We start from the raw sequence: 19,164 nt of genomic DNA on the forward strand, positions 1-19,164 counted from the left end.
TGTTACCTGTCAGGACGTATGAGAAAGAGAAGGTGAATCGGAGGACGAATCGGCCGATGCCTCAGCGCTACCCCCGGTGTACCACTTGGGATAGTGCTCAGCCACCACCGGACCGCCAGTGCTGAGCGCATGACAGCCATCCAATTGGAATGGACGCCGGTTCGGGTTGGTTTCCTGCCGCCGGCGGTTGGCCATGGTCTGGACTGCCGCGGTGGGAAGCACCTGCGACAGCTCGGTCATGTGCGTACAGCCTTCCACGTGCCCGAACCGCTCTTTGACCTGGCGGCGGAATCCCTTAAGCAGATTCATGCCGATCAGATCAGTGTAAGCCGGCTCGATGGCCATGCAATGACCGCCGTAAGGGGCCGCATCATAGACAGCCTGCGCCGCCACGATCGAGAAATTCTCGTCGATGGTGATGCGCAGGTGCATATGGTGGATGGGCTGCCCGGCCTTGAACATCTTGCCGTCGCTCTTGGGAAAATCGTACGCCTTCACGTCGATCAGCTCGGCTTCCAGATCCCAGTTGCCGTCCTCGCGCGCATACGACTGCACGCGTATGGAACGCGTGTGTAGCGGTTGACGAGGGTAATCCGGCGGTGGCAAGGGCATGCTGGGGGCCTGCGGGGCGAAGATGGCCTGCGCATGGTGCGCGGCAACAAAACCTTGAAAGTATAGCGCAGGCAGCCGGGCCTCAACCGGCTTGCCGCGGGTCGTTTTCTGGGGGACAGAGCGCGGCGGAGGCCCAGAGACCCTCGTGGCGCACCTGGCTGGTCAGGCGCGCGGCGGCCAAATGGCATTCGCGCACGGGCGTGTATTCCTCCAATCCGCGGCGGCACGCCTTTAACCGGGCTTCCAGTGCGCTCCAGGCGCGGGCGAAGGCGTCCGCGCGTCCGGCTGGCTCGCAAGCCGCCAAGCGGGCCGCGGCCGCCGGCCCGCAGTAGAGCCGGGCAACGTCGATGTCGCCTTCCCCGCCCCCGGCCCCGCCATCCACGGCGGCCAGGTCCACGCCCGGCATGCCCAGGCGCGACAGGCCGCACAGAATATAAGGGCCACAGTAAGACAAGGAACTGTTCCACCGCGAGCCCGCAGCCGGGGCGGGCCCCTTGGGCGTCTCGATCCAGCCTGCCTGCGCCTCTCCCCGGCGCACCCGTTCCGCCGCCAACCAGGCCCGGGCGGCCAGGCGCTGCCTTTCCCGGCCCGCGACCACGTGCAGCAGCCACAACTCGACCGGCGCGCCCTCCCCGGTCAGCCGTAGCGCCGGCGCGGTCATCGGCGCGGCGAGAGCGGCCGTCATCGTTTCCACGGCGTGGCCGGACTGCCCATCCAGGCCTGCCCGGCCGGGATGGTTTCGCCCTTCAGCACCAGGGTCAGGGGCCCGAGCACGGCGCGGTCCTCGACCTGGGTGTCGTACAGGATCGTGCTGCGGGGACCGACATTGACGCCATGGCCGATGTGGACCCGCCCGATCTTCATGACACGGTCCTCGAACAGGTGGGTCTGCGGCCCGGACCCGGCATGCAGCACCGCATCGTCGCCGATCAGGACGCAGTCGTATTCGGTGACGTCGGTGGTGTCCATGAATACGCGCTTGCCGATGCGGGCGCCCATGCAGCGCAGCGCCAGCGGCAGCCAGGGCGTGGCGCGCAGGAAGTTGAAGAAATTGGGCACTGCGATCGACTCGTACAAGCTGGTCACCGCCTCGCTCTTCCAGACGAACGGCGTCCACATGGGCTCGGCCCGCGGCCGGTACCGCCCCATCAGCGCCCACTTCAGCAGCACCAGGAACAGGAACGTGCCCAGGCCGTACAGCACGCCCGCCAGCATCAGTTCATCGAAGGCGGCCAGGAAACCCTGGGCCGCGGCGATCGGGATGATCTTCATGACGGTCAAATAGCCCACCGCGATCACGACCGCCAGCGGCAGGATCATCCGCATGCCCTCGACCGCACCGCGCGCGACCTTGCGGCCCAGGCTGGGCCGGAACGTCAGATGCGCGGCGAACCCCGCCGTCTGCTCGCGCGCCGGCAAGGCCAGCGGCGGATTGCCCAGCCAGGTTTGGCCGCTGGCCATGCGGCCGTTCGCCGGCGCCCGGCTCTGCACCCCGATGAGCACGTCGTCGGGCAGCACCGAGCCGTCGGGCACATAGGCGCCGTTGCCCACAAAGGTGCGGTTGCCAATGACGGTGGGCCGCATCGTCATCCACCCGCGATCGATTTCCTCGTCGCCCAGCATGACGCCGTCGGCGATGAAGCTATCGCGGCCCAGGGTCAGCATGTCGGGCACGATTCCCATGGCGGTGGAGATTTCGGTGCCGCGTCCGACTTTCGCGCCCAGCAGCCGGTACCAGGTGCCGGCGTAGATCGACGCATACAAGCCATGCAGCACGCTCAGGCTGGATTCCTGGATCTGGTTGGTGAGCCAGCGGCGCAGATAGATCTGCCCGTAGACCGGCCAGCGCCCGCCCGTCAATCTGGGCAGGAGCGCCCAGCGCAGCATGGCGGACACCAGCACCGTCAACAACAGCAGCAAGGCGCTGGCGGGCAGCGCCAGCAGCAGATAGCAGAGGAAGGCGTAGGGCCAGGACACGCGGTCGCCCATCAGGTCCAGCCAGCGCGCGTCGATCCAATCGATCAGCACGAAGCTGGGAAACACCGGCATGAAGAACAACGCCGCGATCAGCGTGCCGCCCAGGGCGTAAGCCATCACGTCCAGCTGGCGCAGGCGCCCTGCGCGCGCGGGGCGAGGCGGCAGATCGGGCTTGGTCGCCAGAGGGTCGTGGCGCGCAGGCGCGCCCGTCCACACCTGTCCGGCGGGCACCCGTGCCCCCGATGCCAGCGACGACAGGCCGTCCAGCCGCGCGCCCTCGCCCATCGACACGTTGCCTTGCAGCACGGCGTACGATCCGACGTGGGCGTTGTCCGCCAACGTGATCGGCGCCACTTCCCAGACGTCGCCACGCACCACGAAGTTCTCGAGGTTGACGGCGGCCCCGATGCTGACGCCATCGCCAATCGACAGCAGGTCCGGCGCGCGGACCGAGATGCGGCCGATGGCGGCGTCGCGGCCGATGCGCGCCCCCAGCGCGCGCAGGTACCAACCCTGCAGCGGCGAGCCGGCCAGCAGATGCGCTGGCGGAATGTCCAACACCCGGTCCACCAGCCACCAACGATAGAAGCGCCAGCCATACAGCGGATAGCGGCCCGGCCTGAGTCTTCCCAGGATGCCCCATTTGCAGGCCACGGCCACGCCGAAGCTCAGCAGATTGCAAGCCAGATAGCTGGCGATGGACAGCGCCACCGCGCGCCAGACCGAGTCGCCCTCATCGCCTGTCCAATAGTGATAGGTGAAGAACGGCGTCAGCCAGATCAGCATGCGCACGCCGATCAGCAGCGGCAGCGCGGCAAGCTGGCCCAGGCCGCAGAGCCAGCGCCGCCATTCCGGCACGCGGCTGGCGACATCGTCGGCCTGGGTCGCGCCCGCACTTCTGCCATCGCTTTCATCTTGCGCCGCCGTGGGCGGTGCGGCCGTCAACGCATCCAGCCGCGCCGCCAGGGCGCCCAGGCCAGGGTGCTGATAGAGGTCATGCATCGTCAGCGCCGACAACGGCGGATGCTTGCGCAACGCGGACACCAACCGCGCGGCCAACAGCGAATGCCCGCCCAGGTCGCGGAAGAAATCGCTGGCCAGACGCAGCGGCTGGCCGGGGAACAGCGCACGCAACGCGTCGAACAGCGCCTGTTCGCCAGGGGTGACGGCATCGTCGTCTTCGCCGCCGGGTTCGGACACGGTGTCCAGTTCACGCGCCTTGAGCGCCTTTCGGTCGATTTTTCCGGACGTCAGGCGCGGCACCTCGGCCACCCGTTCAAAACGCGCCGGAATCATATAGGCGGGTAGATCCTGCGCCAGCGCGGCCCGCAAGGCATGCAGGTCCAGCCGCGCCTCGCCCTCGGGTTTCACGAACGCCACCAGCTGGTCGATGCCTGCCAGATCGCGCAACACCACCGCCGCCGCGCCCACGCCCGGCTGCCGGTACAGCGCTGCTTCGATTTCGCCCAGTTCGACGCGGAACCCGCGCACCTTCACCTGGTCATCGCTGCGGCCCAGGCACTGGATCTGCCCGTGTTCGTCGATGCGAGCCAGATCGCCGCTGCGATACATGCGCGTGTCATGACTGCCGCCGGGCCTGGGGTTGGGCAAGAATTTTTCCGCCGTCAGTTCGGCACGTCCCAGATAGCCGGCCGCCACGCCCGGACCGGTGATGCAAAGCTCGCCTACCTGCCCTTGCGGCAGCACGGCGCCATCTTCGCCGCGAATCAGCATGCCGTAATTGGGCAGCGGCGTGCCGATGGTCACGGGCTGGCCCGGCAGCAATTCCGCCAGGCTGGCCGATACCGTGGTTTCCGTCGGGCCATAAGAGTTGAACAGACGCCGGCCCGGGGTGGCCCAGCGCGGCACAAGAAAGTCCGGGCACACCTCGCCGCCCAGATTCACCAGCCGCAAGCCGGGCACGTCGCGCGCAAACAGCGCCAGCAGGGTCGGCACGGCATGCAGCACGGTGATGCCTTCCCGCGCCAGCGCCTCGGGCAGACCTTCGGGGTCGGTCGTCAACATCTTGGGGGCGACCCACAGACTTGCGCCGACCAGGTAGCTGATCCAGATTTCTTCGAACGACATGTCGAAGGCCACCGAGAAGCCCTGGTAGACCTTGTCGCCGTACCGCACGCCCAGCACCGCGTTTTCGCTGCGCAGGAAATGGCAGATGGCGGCCTGGCTGATCGGCACGCCCTTCGGTTTGCCGGTCGAGCCGGACGTGTAGATCACGTAGGCGGGATGCTCGGGCAGCAGCTCCTCGCGCTTGCGCAAGACGCCGTCGACAGGCGTCGACAGTTCACCGGGTGTCCATGTGATCAGGCCATCCAGGCGCACATCGGCGCACGCGATCAGCCCCTGCGCGCCCGCATCCTGCAGACAGGCGTGCATGCGGTCGGGTGGCGTATCGGATTCGAATGGCAACCAGGCCGCGCCCGCCTTGGCGATGGCTGCCTGCATCACAAGCAGATCGGCACCGCGCGGCAGGCACAGGCCCACGATATGGCCGGCGCGCACGCCAGCCTCGATCAGATGGTGCGCGGCCAGATCGGCACGCCGTCCCAGCCCGTCGTAGTCAAGTGTTTGATCGCGCCAGTGGATGGCGGTGGCGGCGGGATGCCGCAGAATCGTGGCTTCCAGAATATCGGGCAACGTTTCCGCGGCAAGCAGATCGGGCCGATAAGGGCCTTGGAGAATCATAGGGACGGCGACGATCCGGCTGTGGGGATTTTCTGTTTATTGACCCGTGCCGTCAAAATTCGTTCAGAGCATCCATAAAAAAAGCCCCTGGTTCGTGCGTGCAACGCACGAACCAGGGGCGCTTGCCCAAGCCGCCGATCACCCCGAAGGCTGGCGGTCGGACGGGCGGTCGTCAGGCCGATTGGCGCAGCGCGCGGGCCGCTTGCACCATGCTGATCAGCGCGGCTTCGGTTTCGGGCCAGGCGCGCGTCTTCAGGCCGCAGTCAGGATTCACCCACAGGCGTTCCTTGGGCAGGCGGGCGGCCGCCTTTTCCATCAGGCCGACCATCCAGTCCACTTCCGGCACGTTGGGCGAATGGATGTCGTACACGCCGGGGCCGATATCGTTCGGATAGTCGAAGTCTTCAAACGCTTTGAGCAGATCCATGTTGGAGCGCGACGTTTCGATCGTGATGACGTCCGCGTCCATCGCGGCGATCGATTCGATGATGTCGTTGAACTCGGAATAGCACATGTGGGTGTGGATCTGCGTTTCATCGCGCACGCCGGCGGTCGACAGGCGGAAGCAGTCCACGGCCCAGTCCAGGTACGCCTTCCAGTCGGCGCGGCGCAGCGGCAGGCCTTCGCGGATGGCGGGCTCGTCGATCTGGATGACGCTGATGCCGGCGGCTTCCAGATCCACCACTTCGTCGCGCAGCGCCAACGCCAATTGGCGGCAGGTCTGTTCACGCGGCTGGTCGTCGCGCACGAACGACCATTGCAGAATGGTGACCGGACCGGTCAACATGCCCTTCACCGGTTTGTCCGTCAGCGACTGCGCGTAGGACGACCAGCCCACCGTCATTGGCGCGGGCCGGGCTACGTCGCCGAAAATGATCGGCGGCTTGACGCAGCGCGACCCGTAGCTTTGCACCCAGCCATTCTTGGTGAACGCGAAGCCGGCCAGCAGTTCGCCAAAGTACTCCACCATGTCGTTGCGCTCGGGTTCGCCGTGCACCAGCACGTCCAGGCCCACCTTTTCCTGGAAGCGAATGACTTCCTCGATTTCCTTGCGGATGGCGGTCTCGTAACCCGAGTCCGTCAGCGCGCCGGCCTTCCAGTCGCGGCGCAGCGCGCGGATCTCGGCGGTCTGCGGGAATGAACCGATCGTGGTGGTCGGGTAGGCGGGCAAGCCCAGTTGTTCTTGCTGGCGGGCGATGCGGCCGGCGAACGGCGCGCGGTCGCGCGACACGCCGGCGGCGCCGGACATGCGCTGGCCCACCACGGGATTATGGATGCGGGCCGACGAACGGCGCGCCGCCAACGCGGCGCGTTGCTCGACCAGCCCCGTCTGCACCGTGGGTTCCGTGGCGCTATCCAACGCGCGGCCCAGCAGGCTCAGTTCTTCCAGCTTCTGCGCAGCAAACGACAGCCAGCTCTTGAGTTCGGCGTCCAGTTCCGTTTCGCGGGCCAGGTCCACCGGCACATGCAATAGCGAGCACGACGGAGCCAGCCACAGGCGGTCGCCGAGTTGCCGCTTGATCGGCGCCAACGCGGCGATGGCGGCGTCCAGATCGGTGCGCCAGATGTTGCGGCCGTTGATGATGCCAGCGGACAGCACCTGATCGGCGCGCAGGCCGGCCACGACGTCGGCCAATTGCTCCGGCGCGCGGACCAGGTCTACATGCAGGCCGGCCACGGGCAGGGACTGGGCGGTGGCCAGGTTGTCCTTCAGCCCGTCGAAGTACGTGGCGATCAGCAGCTTGACCGGGCTGGCGGCCAACGCCGCATACACCCGCTTGAAGGCATCGCGCCACGCTTGCGGCAGGTCCAGCACCAGGATGGGTTCATCAATCTGCACCCACTCCACGCCCTGCTTGGCAAAGCGGGCCAGCACGTCTTCGTACACCGGCAGCAGCGCGGCCAGCAGTTGCAGCTTGCCTTCGTCGGCAGCGCCCGCCACAAAAGCATCGCCCTTGCCCAGGTACAGCCAGGTCAGCGGACCCGGGATCACCGGTTTGACGGCGTGGCCCAGCGCTTGCGCTTCCTTGATCTGCTCGAACAGCGATTCGCGCGCAATGCGAAACGTCTGGCCGGGAACCAGTTCCGGCACGATGTAGTGGTAGTTGGTGTCGAACCACTTGGTCATTTCGCAGGCGGCGGCAGGCTTGCCCGTGGGCGCGCGGCCGCGGCCCATGCGAAACAGCGTGTCCAGCGTCACGGGTTCCTTGTCGTTCTGGCCGAAACGGGCGGGTACGGCGCCCAGCAGCGTGCTCCACTCCAGAATCTGGTCATACCAGGCGAAGTCACCCACGGGCACGAACTTCAGGCCAGCCACGGCTTGCAGCTTCCAGTGCCTGGCGCGCAATTCACGGCCAGTTTCTTCAAGCGCTTCGGCACTTTGCTTGCCGGCCCAATATGCCTCCACCGCGCGCTTCAGTTCGCGCTGGGCGCCGATACGGGGAAACCCAAGATTATGAATAGTAGTCATGACAACACCGCCCTTAGACAAGATTTGCTCAAGTGATGGTTATTGTGCAGGCGAAGTTATATGAATCAAAATCAATGTCTACATTCATTAGATGAGGAAACCTCATACAATATAAGTTCATTCCACCCTGAGGAATCGGCGCCTGCCGGGGCACTCGCCAGACGCCGCCGCCCTGCGCCTACACCGATGCTAGAAATCCGCCATCTTGAAACGCTGACCGCCATCCGCGAAGGCGGCAGCCTGCAAGAAGCCGCCGAACGCCTGCACCTGACCCAATCGGCCCTGTCGCACCAGTTGCGCGACCTGGAAACCCGATTGGGCACGGCCCTGCTCAACCGGCGCACCCGGCCGGCCCGCCTGACCACCGCCGGGTTGCGCGTCCTGGCGCTGGCGGACGAGGTGCTGCCCCGCATCCGCGCCACCGAACGCGAATTGCAGCGCCTGGCCGCAGGCCGCACGGGCCGCCTGCATCTGGCCATCGACTGCCACTCGTGCTTCCAATGGTTGATGCCGGCGCTGGACGCCTTTCGGGTGCAATGGCCGGACGTGGCGCTAGACCTGTCGGCCGCCTTTTCGTTTGCCCCCTTGCCCGCCCTGGTGCGCGGCGACCTGGATCTGGTTATCACGTCGGACCCGCAACCGCTGGAAGCGGTCGAGTACCTGCCGTTGTTCAAGTACGAACTGGTGTTGGCGGTGTCGGAGTCCAATCCGTTGGCGGGCAGCAAATTCGTCATGCCCGACCAGTTGGCCGACCAGACGCTCATCACCTATCCCGTGGACAAGCAGCGCCTGGACGTCTTCACCGCCTTCCTGGACCCGGCCGATGTGGAACCCGCCGCCATCCGCAAGGCGGAACTCACGCCAATCATCGCGCAACTGGTGGCCAGCAACCGCGGCGTGGCCGCGCTGCCGAACTGGGCGTTGACGGAATATATGAACCAGGGCTGGCTGCGGCAATGCCGTCTGGGGCCGCAAGGCGTGTGGCGCACCCTGTACGCGACGGTCCGCAGCGAAGACACGGACGCGTCCTACATCGGTGAATTCCTGAGCATCACCCGCGACGTCTGCTTCAAAACACTGTCAGGGATTAAATCCGCTAAATAGTGCCCCCACGCTGCGCACGCCTTGCGTGCTTGCTGCCCCCCGAGGGGGCTTTTTTACCTTGGGGCGGCCCGGCGGTAAAAAGGGCCCCCACGCCGCGCGTGCTTCGCACGCTTGCTGCCCCCCGAGGGGGCTTTTTTACCTTGGGGCGGCCCGGCGGTAAAAAGGGCCCCCACGCCGCGCGTGCTTCGCACGCTTGCTGCCCCCCGAGGGGGCTTTTTTACCTTGGGGCGGCCCGGCGGTAAAAAGGGCCCCCACGCCGCGCGTGCTTCGCACGCTTGCTGCCCCCCGAGGGGGCTTTTTTACCTTGGGGCGGCCCTGCGGTAAAAAGGGCCCCCACGCCGCGCGTGCTTCGCACGCTTGCTGCCCCCCGAGGGGGCTTTTTTACCTTGGGGCGGCCCTGCGGTAAAAAGGGCCCCCACGCCGCGCGTGCTTCGCACGCTTGCTGCCCCCCGAGGGGGCTTTTTTACCTTGGGGCGGCCCTGCGGTAAAAAGGGCCCCCACGCCGCGCGTGCTTCGCACGCTTGCTGCCCCCCGAGGGGGCTTTTTTACCTTGGGGCGGCCCTGCGGTAAAAAGGGCCCCCACGCCGCGATCACTCTTCGTCGTGGTCGCCCACGATACGGCGGATGACGTCGTGCGCGAAGCCGCGGCTGGCCAGGAAGCGGGCTTGCTTGGCGTAGGCCGCGCCGTCGGCGGGCTTGGCGTCGAAGCGCTTCTTCCAGACTTCAAGCGCGCGGTCGTACTCGGTGGCGCGCAACTGGTCGCGCAACTCGGCCACCTGAACGTCGTCAACGCCATGCTGGCGCAACTCCTGCACGATGCGTGCCGCGCCTTGCCGCGACGCACGCCGGTGCACCAGGCTTTGCGCGAACCGTTCGGTGGATAGCCAGCCTTCTTTTTCCAGCGTATCCAACACGGCCTCGACCTCGGCGGCATCGTCGGCGTAGGCGGAAAGCTTGCGCGCCAGCTCTTCGCGTGCGTGTTCTCGCCGCGACAAATACCCCACGGCCCGCATCTTCAACGAAGGCCCTTTACGTTCGGGCTTGCCGTCGTCGGCGCCCGCCTGGCCGTCAACGCTGGCGGCGCGCCGGCCACGGGCGGGCGCGCGCTGCTCGGAACTGCGTTGCCATTCGCCCGTATCCACCGTGGGGGCCACAGCTTCCTGTTCACGGCGCGCATCGGACGTGCGCCGCAAGCCCTGAGGCTTGGCGACGGTTTCAAACTCGTCATCCAACTTGGCGCGAAGACGGTCGGCTGACGCGAGGGTCGGTTTCCAGCTCATGCGCTTTCCTGCTTGCTATGCAAAAACGGCAGGCCCGTCATGGCGCCTGCCGCATGTCGCCAGCCCGAAGGCACGGCCAATGTACGAGCCGCCTGCGGAGATCCGCGGGCAGCCGCAAGATGGCTTATTCGGCGGCGTCTTCCGCCGTCGGCACGAATTCGGCGGCACGGCTGACGATGCCCTGGTTTTCGCGAACGCGGTTTTCGATCTCGATGGCAATTTCCTTGTGCTCTTTCAGGTATTCGCGAACGTTGTCCTTGCCCTGGCCGATGCGGTTGCCGTTGTAGCTGTACCACGCGCCGGACTTGTCCACCACGCTGGCAGCCACGCCCAGATCGATGATTTCGCCTTCGCGCGAGATGCCGGCGCCGTACATGATGTCGAACTCGGCCTGCTTGAACGGCGGCGCGACCTTGTTCTTCACGACCTTGACGCGGGTCTCGTTGCCGACGACTTCATCGCCCTTCTTGATGGAGCCGATGCGGCGGATGTCCAGGCGCACGGAGGCGTAGAACTTCAACGCGTTGCCGCCGGTCGTGGTTTCGGGGTTGCCGAACATCACGCCGATCTTCATGCGGATCTGGTTGATGAAGATGACCATGCAATTGGTGCGCTTGATGGTGGCGGTCAGCTTGCGCAGCGCCTGGCTCATCAGGCGGGCTTGCAGGCCGGGCAGCGAATCGCCCATTTCGCCTTCGATTTCAGCCTTGGGCACCAGCGCGGCCACCGAGTCGATGACGATCAGGTCGACCGAACCCGAACGCACCAGCGCGTCGGTGATTTCCAGCGCTTGCTCGCCCGTATCCGGCTGCGAGATCAGCAGGTCGGTCAGGTTGACGCCCAGCTTGTTGGCATACTGCACGTCCAGCGCGTGTTCCGCGTCGACGAAAGCGCAGGTGCCGCCGATCTTCTGCATTTCAGCGATGACCTGCAACGTGAGCGTCGTCTTGCCCGACGATTCCGGGCCGTAGATTTCAACCACGCGGCCGCGCGGCAGGCCGCCGACGCCCAGTGCGATGTCCAGCCCCAGGGAACCCGTGGAAACGACCTGGATGTCATGCGAGACCTCGTTGTCGCCGTAGCGCATGATCGAGCCCTTGCCGAACTGCTTTTCGATCTGCGAAAGCGCGGCGGCAAGCGCCTTGGCCTTTTCCGAAGCGGCGGCCTTGGTGGTTTTGTCGTCCATGTAGAGTCCTGTCTGTAACGTATCTGGTGTCGAAGGGTGCCGGAGAAGTCGCCGGTCAGGCTATGCGGGCTTGCTATGCGGGCTTGCTGTTCGGGCTTGCTGTGCAGGCTTGCGCCGGAAATCTGCGCTGCGCTTTTCATCCAAGTGCAGATTATGGCATCGGATTGTACTGTACAAAAAACCAGTGTGCCACAGTTTTGCACGTATACCCTGAGTGGGCAAGCCCCCCGCCATATGACAGAATCCAAAGCGAACCCGGCGTTTCGTCCCTATTCCGCCGCCGGGCCCGCCCATCAAGCGGATTAACAAGGCGGACAGCCTCCCATGCGGGGCAGGCCAAGCGCGCAAAGCGGTGGCCGCACAGGAGGGACCTCTTCACTAGCAGCCCATGCGTATCCTGATCGCCGAAGACGACAGCATTCTGGCCGATGGCCTGTCCCGGTCCTTGCGCCACAACGGCTATGCCGTGGACGCCGTGCGTGACGGGCTGGCCGCCGATTCGGCGCTGGCTGCCCAGGCGTTCGACCTGCTCATCCTCGATCTCGGCCTGCCGCAACTGGCCGGCCTGGAAGTGCTGCGCCGCCTGCGCGCCCGCAATTCCGCCCTGCCCGTCCTGATCCTGACCGCCGCCGACAGCATCGAGCAACGCGTCAAGGGCCTGGACCTGGGCGCCGACGACTACATGGCCAAACCCTTTGCGCTGTCCGAACTGGAAGCGCGCGTGCGGGCGCTGACCCGGCGCGGTGCCGGCGGGGGCGCCACGATGCTCAAGCATGGCCGGCTGCTGTTCGACCAGACCGGCCGCGTCGCCATCGTGGATGACCAGACACTGGACCTGTCCGCGCGCGAGGTCAGTCTGCTTGAAATCCTGCTGACCCGTAGCGGCCGCATGGTCAGCAAGACGCAACTGGTGGACCACCTGTGCGAATGGGGCGAGGAAGTCAGCACCAACGCCATCGAGGTCTATGTGCACCGGCTGCGCAAGAAGCTCGAACCCAGCGGCGTGAAGATCGTGACCGTGCGCGGACTGGGCTACTGTCTGGAGCGGGACCAGGGTGCCGCGTACCTCGCCAGCTGAATCCACGCGGCCCGAGCCGCTGAATCAGGAAGCACTGGATATCTTGCAAGCCGGCTCCAAAGGCCCAAGCTTCGCACCGCCCCAGCGTTCGCTGCTGGGCGAAATCCTGGACTGGATGCTGGCGCCGCTGTTCCTGCTGTGGCCCATGAGCGTCGCGATCACCTATGTGGTCGCGCAAAATATCGCCAACGTGCCGTACGACCGGGCGCTGGCCAACAACCTCCATGTGCTGACCCGCCAGGTCCACGCCCAGGACGGCCGCGCCATCCTGAAGATGACCGACCCCGCGCGCGACGTGCTGCGCGCCGACGAAACCGACAGTGTGTTCTGGCTGGCGCTGGGCAGCCGCGGCGAATACCTGGGCGGTGACCGCGCCCTGCCGCTGCCGGCCTCGGTGGGCCAGCCGCGCCCCGGCGAAGTCCAGTACGAAGACGACACCATGCGCGGCTTCGGCATCCGCCTGGCGTTCACGTGGGTCGATCTGAATCTGCCCAACACCCAGCCAGCGCTGCTGATCGTGGCCGAAACGGTGGAAAAGCGCACCCAGCTGGCCAACGACATCATCAAGGGCGTGATCATTCCGCAGTTCGTCGTGCTGCCGATCGCCGTGCTGCTGGTGTGGTTCGGGCTGTCGCGCGGCGTTGCGCCCCTGAACGCCCTGCAGCAACGCCTGCGCGCCCGGCGTCCCGACGACCTTTCCCCCATCGACGAACGCGCGGCGCCGTCCGAAATCGCCCCGCTGGTCGCGGCGATGAACGACCTGCTGGACCGCTTGTCGGCCAACGTTCAGGCGCAGCGCCGCTTCGTCGCGGATGCCGCGCATCAGTTGAAGACGCCGCTGGCGGGCCTGCGCACACAAGCCGAACTGGCGTTGCGCGACGCCAGCCCCGAAGAGATGCAGTCCAGCCTGCGCCAGTTGGTGACCGGATCCGAACGCGCGACGCGGCTGGTCAATCAGCTGCTGTTGCTGGCGCGCGCCGAAAACCCCAGCGCCATCGGCCTGACGCGCACGGATATCAACGCCATCGCCTATGAACAGGCCATGCACTGGGTGCCGCAGGCGCTGTCGCTCAGCACCGACCTGGGCTTCGAGGGCTCGGACGAGCCCGTCGAGATCAGCGGCAACCCGTTGCTGCTGGCAGAGCTGCTGAACAACCTGGTGGACAACGCGCTGCGCTATACGCCGCGTGGCGGCCACATCACGGTACGCGTGCAGCGCGTGGGCGAGGAAGCCGTTCTGGAAGTCGAGGATTCCGGCCCCGGCATCCCGCTCGAAGAGCGCGAGCGCGTGTTCGACCGGTTCTACCGCGTACTGGGCACCGGGTCGGACGGCAGCGGGCTGGGCCTGGCGATCGTGCGCGAAATCGCCCAAAAACATCAGGCCACCGTCTTGATCAGCGATCACCCCACCCCCCATTCGGACCTGCCCGGCACCCGCATCCGCGTGGTGTTCCCGCGGTACGCCGACGAGCCGGATCTGCTTGAAAGTTGAGCGGCAGGGGCGGATTGCGCCCCTAAGGACTATCCCTAGCTCCGCGCGGAACGATTACATAATGTTTCAAATTTAAGATTCGGGTAAGGGTTACGTCAGAACCTCGTCAGCCTAGCGCCTCAATGTTGCGTATAGCTCGATGTCGGCTCGCCGGCGGAGGGCCAAGCACGGCGGAGAACCGCTGGCCAAAAAACGAGGAGACATCATGAGCACAACAACCATGGCAGGCCGCGGTCCTTCCGCGGAACCGCGCCCGATGACCAAGGATGAACGCCGCGTCATCTTCGCGTCGTCCCTGGGCACGGTTTTCGAGTGGTACGACTTCTACCTATATGGCTCGCTCGCAGCCATCATCGCGCAACACTTCTTCTCGGGCGTGAACCCCACCGCGGGCTTCATTTTCGCGCTGCTGGCGTTCGCCGCGGGCTTCGCCGTGCGACCATTCGGCGCACTGGTGTTCGGACGCCTGGGTGATCTGGTCGGCCGCAAATACACGTTCCTGGTCACCATCGTGATCATGGGCTTGTCGACATTCCTGGTCGGCGTGCTGCCCAGCTACGCCAGCATCGGCCTGGCCGCTCCAGCCATCCTGATCGTGCTGCGCCTGCTGCAAGGCCTGGCGCTGGGCGGCGAGTACGGCGGCGCGGCGACCTACGTCGCCGAACACGCCCCGCACGGCCGTCGTGGCTTCTACACCTCGTGGATCCAGACCACCGCAACGCTGGGCCTGTTCCTGTCGCTGCTGGTCATCCTGGGCATCCGCACGGTGATGGGCGAAGACGACTTCAAAGCCTGGGGCTGGCGCATTCCGTTCCTGATCTCGGTCGTGCTGTTGGGCATCTCGGTGTGGATCCGCCTGCAACTGAGCGAATCGCCCACCTTCAAGCGCATGAAGGAAGAAGGCAAGGGTTCGAAGGCCCCGATCGCTGAATCGTTCGGCCAATGGAAGAACCTGAAGGTCGTGATCCTGGCGCTGCTGGGCCTGACCGCCGGCCAGGCCGTGGTCTGGTACACGGGCCAGTTCTACGCGCTGTTCTTCCTGACGCAGACGCTGAAGGTCGACGCCAACACCGCCAACATCATGATCGCGATCGCGCTCCTGATCGGCACCCCGTTCTTCGTGGTCTTCGGCGCGCTGTCGGACAAGATCGGCCGCAAGCCCATCATCATGGCGGGCTGCCTGATCGCCGCGGCGACCTACTTCCCGATCTTCCAGGGCATTACCCACTTCGCCAACCCGGCGCTGGAAAAGGCCCAGGCCACCGCCCCGGTCACGGTCATCGCCGACCCCGGCACCTGCTCGTTCCAGTTCAACCCGGTGGGCACGTCCGCATTCACCAGCTCCTGCGACGTCGTGAAGTCCTTCATGGCCCGCAACTCGGTGAACTACAAGAACGAAGCGGCCCCGGCCGGCGCGGTTGCCAAGGTCAAGATCGGCAACGACGAGTTCGCCTCGTTCGACGGCAAGGGCATGGCCCCCGCCGACTTCAAGGCCAAGGCCGCTGAACTCGACAAGGCGCTGACCACCGCGATCCGCGGCCACGGCTACCCGGCCAAGGCGGATCCGGCGCAAACCAACAACGTCATGGTCGTGGTGCTGCTGGCGATCCTGGTCCTGTACGTGACCATGGTCTACGGTCCCATCGCCGCCATGCTGGTGGAAATGTTCCCGACGCGCATCCGCTACACCTCGATGAGCTTGCCGTACCACATCGGCAACGGCTGGTTCGGCGGCTTCCTGCCCCCGGTCGCCTTCGCGGTGGTGGCTGCCACCGGCAACATCTACGACGGCTTGTGGTATCCGATCATCATCGCAGTCATGACCCTGGTCATCGGCACGCTGTTCGTGCGCGAATCCAAGGACAACGACATCAACGCCTAAACGACCATCCCCCGCCGGGTGGGACTGCTGCGCCTGCCCGGCCTTTAAAAGCTCCTTATGGAGCTTTTTTTTTCGCCCCCACGCTACGCGCTTCGCGCTTGCTGCCCCCCGAGGGGGCTTTTTCCCCTTGGGGCGGCCCGGCGGGGAAAAGGCCATTCTTGCGAAGGTCGTGGAGGCAGGTGGCGGCTATCGCCGCGCACCTTCGCCCCCGGCCCAAAATCTCTTCGGCACTTTCAGGACGATGTCAGACCCTCGCGCTTAGACTGGCGCTTCAGATTACGGCCTTGCGCCAGATCGGCTGACGATTGATCCCCCTGTCAGACGATTGCAGGGCTAGTGTTCTGACACCGATACCGCGTTCCCCGCGAGCCTTTTATGACGCGGTATTGTGTGCTCCCGTACCGGCCCGGCCTTTATTGAGCCGGGCCGCTTTTTTTGCGCGCGGACAAAAGAATGGCGGCCGCAAAGCGGCCGCCATGGTCGAGTCGAGGGCCGGCGGGGCCGGCCGCCCTGTCAACGGCGCATGCCGACGCCAATCGCCAGCACACCCGCCACGATGGCCGCGATGCCGGCCCAAGCGGGGATCGGCACCGACTTCTCGGTTTCGGCCGTGGCCTTCACCGAACCGATCTGCAAGACGGTTTCTTCGGACTTGTAGTTGAAGCCCTTGTAGGCCAGGGCCGCGATGCCCAGGACGATCAGGATGGCGCCAATGATTTTCATGTAGTTCCTCTCCGATTCCATGTCGGTGCGCGGAAGTTAACGCATAGCACCGCATGTGTCAGTGACAGAACGTGTCGCCTGTCGCAACCGTATTGCAGGACTTCGGCAAACTGTCCGCGTCGTATAGAATCTACCCTTTTGGCCGACGCTCATGTGGTTCAAAAACCTCAAGATTTACCGCCTCTCCTCGCCGTGGACTCTCGTTGGCGATCAGCTTGAAGAAACGCTTGCGCGCCACGCCTACCAAGCGGGCAACAACCTCGAAATGCAAAGCCTAGGCTGGGTCCCGCCGCGCGAAAACGGCGGGCTTGCCCACGTCGTCAACGGCCAGATCCTGCTATCCCTGCGCGCCGAAAAGAAGCTTCTTCCCGGCACCGTCGTGAACCAGGTCGCCAAGGCGCGCGCCCAGGAAATCGAAGAGCAGCAAGGCTACAAGCCGGGCCGCAAGCAGATGAAGGAAATCAAGGAACGCGTCACGGATGAACTCCTGCCGCGCGCCTTCAGCGTGTACCGCGACACCCGCGTCTGGATCGACCCGCAGAACCACTGGCTGGTCATCGACGCCGCCGCCTCGGCGAAGGCCGACGAAGTCATTGGCCTGCTGGCCAAATGCGTGGACCCGTTCCCGCTCGAAAACCTGTACGTGGCGCAATCGCCCGCGTCCGCCATGACGGGTTGGCTGGCCGAAGACGAGGCCCCCTCCAACTTCACCATCGACCAGGACACCGAACTGCGTTCGTCCGGTGAAAGCGGCGCAGCCATCCGCTACGTGAAGCACTCGATCGACGCCGACGACGTGCGTCGCCACATCCAGTCGGGCAAGCAGTGCACGCGCCTGGCCATGACGTGGGCCGACCGCATCTCCTTCGTCCTGACCGAAGGCCTGGACGTCAAGCGCGTCTCGCCGCTGGACGTGCTGAAGGAAGGCAACGAAGGCGTCGCGGCCAACGACGACGAGAAATTCGATTCCGACATGATGCTGATGACGGGCGAACTCGCCAAGATGATGGCCGAGCTGGTCGAGGCGCTGGGCGGCGAAAAGAAAATTTAAGCCGCGCTGGAAGCTGCTGGAAAAGCACAGGCCGCTCTTGTTCAGAGCGGCCTTTTTACTGGCGAACGCAGGCTGGCTTGCCGCCGCCCTCAGGCGGCGACGCTGCGGTCCCGGCCGGCCTGCTTGGCGCGGTACAAGGCCTTGTCGGCGCGATCGATCAAATAGGCATAGTCCGGGTGCCCGTCGAACGTCGCCACGCCGATGCTTGCCGTGATGCGCAAGGCGCCGGCTTCCGGAATCGAGAACGCGTGCCGCCGGATTTCGGCGCCCAGTTTTTCGGCGGCGGCCACCGCGGCCTCTTGCCCCGTGTCCACCAGCACCACCAGGAACTCTTCACCGCCGTAGCGGAACACGAAGTCGCTGGACCGGCAGGCCTGATGCACCACTTCCGCGAACTGCCGCAGCACCTGATCGCCGCCGGCATGCCCGTGCGCGTCGTTGATCGCCTTGAAATGGTCGATGTCCAGCAGCAGCACCGAAAATCGGCTGCCCTGGCGCCTGGAGATGGCGATTTCGCGTCCCACCACCGACGGCAGGAAGCGCCGGTTCAACACATTGGTCAACGGGTCGCTGCCGCTCTCGATCTCGGCCACCATGTCGAACAGGCCATTGAGCAGATGCTTGATGCGCGCCACCAGTTCCTGCAGCTCGCGCACCTGGTCGGGCATCGGCACCTGCTGTTGCGCATCCGCCAGCATCAGCTGCGGCAGCACGACATCGTCCAGCCGCATGACCGCCTCGGTGATCTGCCTGAGCGCCGGCGCGCTTTCGAACAGCACACCGCCCTTGTGCTGCAGCCACAACCCGAACTCCGATGCCGCCAGGCGCGGCAGCGCCTGCTCCGGGGCGCGGTAGTGCAGGCCGATCAGCACGGCCTGGCTCCATTCCAGCAACGCGGCGCGCTGGCGCTCGCGTTCGGTCGAAATATTCTGGCCCAGCGCGAAGAGGCGATACGCCTCGTCGTTGCGCGCGCCGCGGTTGATGTCGCGCATGAAGGCACGGCTCATCTGCTCGATCGCCAGGTCGAATAGATTGCAGACATACTGCGTGGCGATGGATGCGGCCGTGCCGTCCAGGTCGCTTGCGCGCAGCCGTTCGGCAATCTCGTTCTTCAGGATGCGGGCGCCCGCCATCACCAGATGGATGGGGATATGGACGCGGGCATGCACTTCGCCCACCTTCTTCTGCGTCGCCATCAGCGCGGCAATGTCGCCCTGGTCGCGCACACAGAACAGGCCTTTCAGCCAGTGCTTCATGCCGCTGTGCAGGCGGGTCGACACGATCTCATGGGACAGGCGTGGACCGGCCTCGGCATCGGCCAGCAAGGTGGAATAAAAGGCATCCACCAAGTCTTTGGCGCTATCACCCACCACGGCCGCGACCTGGCCACGCGTATAGGCGTCGACCGATTGATAGACCGCTTCCCAGGCTTGCGCGTTCGACGCGCTCAGGTAGCACGCTTGGCCCGCGCCGCCCGTCCACGCCGGAACCGCGCCATTGCTCGAAGACATATGATCATCCGCCCCAAAGACTCCGCGCGTGTCTTGGAGCGACACGCGACGGCAAAACAGCGCGGATTATCCTTCAAATCTCAAGGACCGCCCGC

The 19,164-nt window shown here is 65.5% G+C and carries 13 protein-coding genes; 5 read left to right on the top strand and 8 right to left on the bottom strand.

From position 1 onward, the window contains the following. Positions 1 to 9: 9 nt before the first annotated feature. The 4 genes from CQ050_RS00110 to metE form a co-directional block, all read right to left on the bottom strand. Positions 10 to 612, bottom strand: a complete 603-nt coding sequence (locus tag CQ050_RS00110) for a DUF2889 domain-containing protein (protein WP_105554863.1) — start codon at positions 610 to 612, stop codon at positions 10 to 12. A gap of 82 nt (positions 613 to 694) precedes the next feature. Next, complete coding sequence (locus CQ050_RS00115; RefSeq protein WP_105554864.1) at positions 695 to 1,297, bottom strand: 4'-phosphopantetheinyl transferase superfamily protein; 603 nt, start codon at positions 1,295 to 1,297, stop codon at positions 695 to 697. Then, positions 1,294 to 5,292: a Pls/PosA family non-ribosomal peptide synthetase gene (locus CQ050_RS00120; protein ID WP_105554865.1), complete on the bottom strand. Its 3,999-nt coding sequence runs from the start codon at positions 5,290 to 5,292 to the stop codon at positions 1,294 to 1,296. Before CQ050_RS00120 ends, CQ050_RS00115 begins: the two co-directional genes overlap by 4 nt. Positions 5,293 to 5,464: 172 nt before the next feature. After that, a complete protein-coding gene (gene metE, locus CQ050_RS00125) occupies positions 5,465 to 7,762 on the bottom strand; it encodes a 5-methyltetrahydropteroyltriglutamate--homocysteine S-methyltransferase (protein ID WP_105554866.1) in 2,298 nt (765 codons plus the stop codon). A 186-nt stretch (positions 7,763 to 7,948) separates the two neighbouring features. Between metE and CQ050_RS00130 the strand changes: the two genes are divergently transcribed. Beyond that, positions 7,949 to 8,866, top strand: coding sequence for a LysR family transcriptional regulator (locus CQ050_RS00130; RefSeq protein ID WP_105554867.1), 918 nt, complete (start codon positions 7,949 to 7,951; stop codon positions 8,864 to 8,866). 590 nt (positions 8,867 to 9,456) lie between these two features. On the opposite strand, the gene recX is transcribed toward CQ050_RS00130, so the two are convergent. Together recX and recA are read right to left on the bottom strand one after the other, a co-directional pair. Then, positions 9,457 to 10,146 (bottom strand): recombination regulator RecX, encoded by a 690-nt coding sequence (recX, locus tag CQ050_RS00135; RefSeq protein ID WP_105554868.1) that lies wholly within the window; start codon positions 10,144 to 10,146, stop codon positions 9,457 to 9,459. A 124-nt stretch (positions 10,147 to 10,270) separates the two neighbouring features. Continuing rightward, positions 10,271 to 11,332 carry a recombinase RecA gene (gene recA, locus CQ050_RS00140; protein WP_105554869.1) on the bottom strand — a complete coding sequence of 354 codons (1,062 nt, stop codon included), beginning with the start codon at positions 11,330 to 11,332 and terminating at the stop codon, positions 10,271 to 10,273. Positions 11,333 to 11,720: 388 nt separating this feature from the next. Here recA and CQ050_RS00145 point away from each other — a divergent pair, with 388 nt between their 5' ends. The 3 genes from CQ050_RS00145 (at position 11,721) to CQ050_RS00155 (ending at position 15,784) form a co-directional block, all read left to right on the top strand. Then, positions 11,721 to 12,410, top strand: coding sequence for a response regulator transcription factor (locus tag CQ050_RS00145; RefSeq protein WP_006218337.1), 690 nt, complete (start codon positions 11,721 to 11,723; stop codon positions 12,408 to 12,410). A 115-nt stretch (positions 12,411 to 12,525) separates the two neighbouring features. Next, positions 12,526 to 13,902: a sensor histidine kinase gene (locus CQ050_RS00150; protein WP_105555534.1), complete on the top strand. Its 1,377-nt coding sequence runs from the start codon at positions 12,526 to 12,528 to the stop codon at positions 13,900 to 13,902. A 220-nt stretch (positions 13,903 to 14,122) separates the two neighbouring features. Beyond that, positions 14,123 to 15,784, top strand: a complete 1,662-nt coding sequence (locus tag CQ050_RS00155; RefSeq protein ID WP_369868244.1) for an MFS transporter — start codon at positions 14,123 to 14,125, stop codon at positions 15,782 to 15,784. A gap of 513 nt (positions 15,785 to 16,297) precedes the next feature. Here the strand turns inward: CQ050_RS00155 and CQ050_RS00165 are convergent. Beyond that, positions 16,298 to 16,507, bottom strand: a complete 210-nt coding sequence (locus CQ050_RS00165) for a hypothetical protein (protein WP_105554872.1) — start codon at positions 16,505 to 16,507, stop codon at positions 16,298 to 16,300. A 151-nt stretch (positions 16,508 to 16,658) separates the two neighbouring features. On the opposite strand from CQ050_RS00165, the gene CQ050_RS00170 reads away from it, so the two are divergent. Further along, on the top strand, positions 16,659 to 17,558 hold the full coding sequence (locus CQ050_RS00170) for a recombination-associated protein RdgC (protein WP_088590243.1): 900 nt from the start codon (positions 16,659 to 16,661) through the stop codon (positions 17,556 to 17,558). An 89-nt stretch (positions 17,559 to 17,647) separates the two neighbouring features. Here CQ050_RS00170 and CQ050_RS00175 read toward each other — a convergent pair whose 3' ends face one another. Further along, a complete protein-coding gene (locus CQ050_RS00175) occupies positions 17,648 to 19,069 on the bottom strand; it encodes a diguanylate cyclase (RefSeq protein ID WP_105554873.1) in 1,422 nt (473 codons plus the stop codon). Positions 19,070 to 19,164: the final 95 nt, after the last annotated feature.

This window comes from Achromobacter sp. MYb9 (genome assembly GCF_002975275.1).
GTDB lineage: Bacteria > Pseudomonadota > Gammaproteobacteria > Burkholderiales > Burkholderiaceae_B > Achromobacter.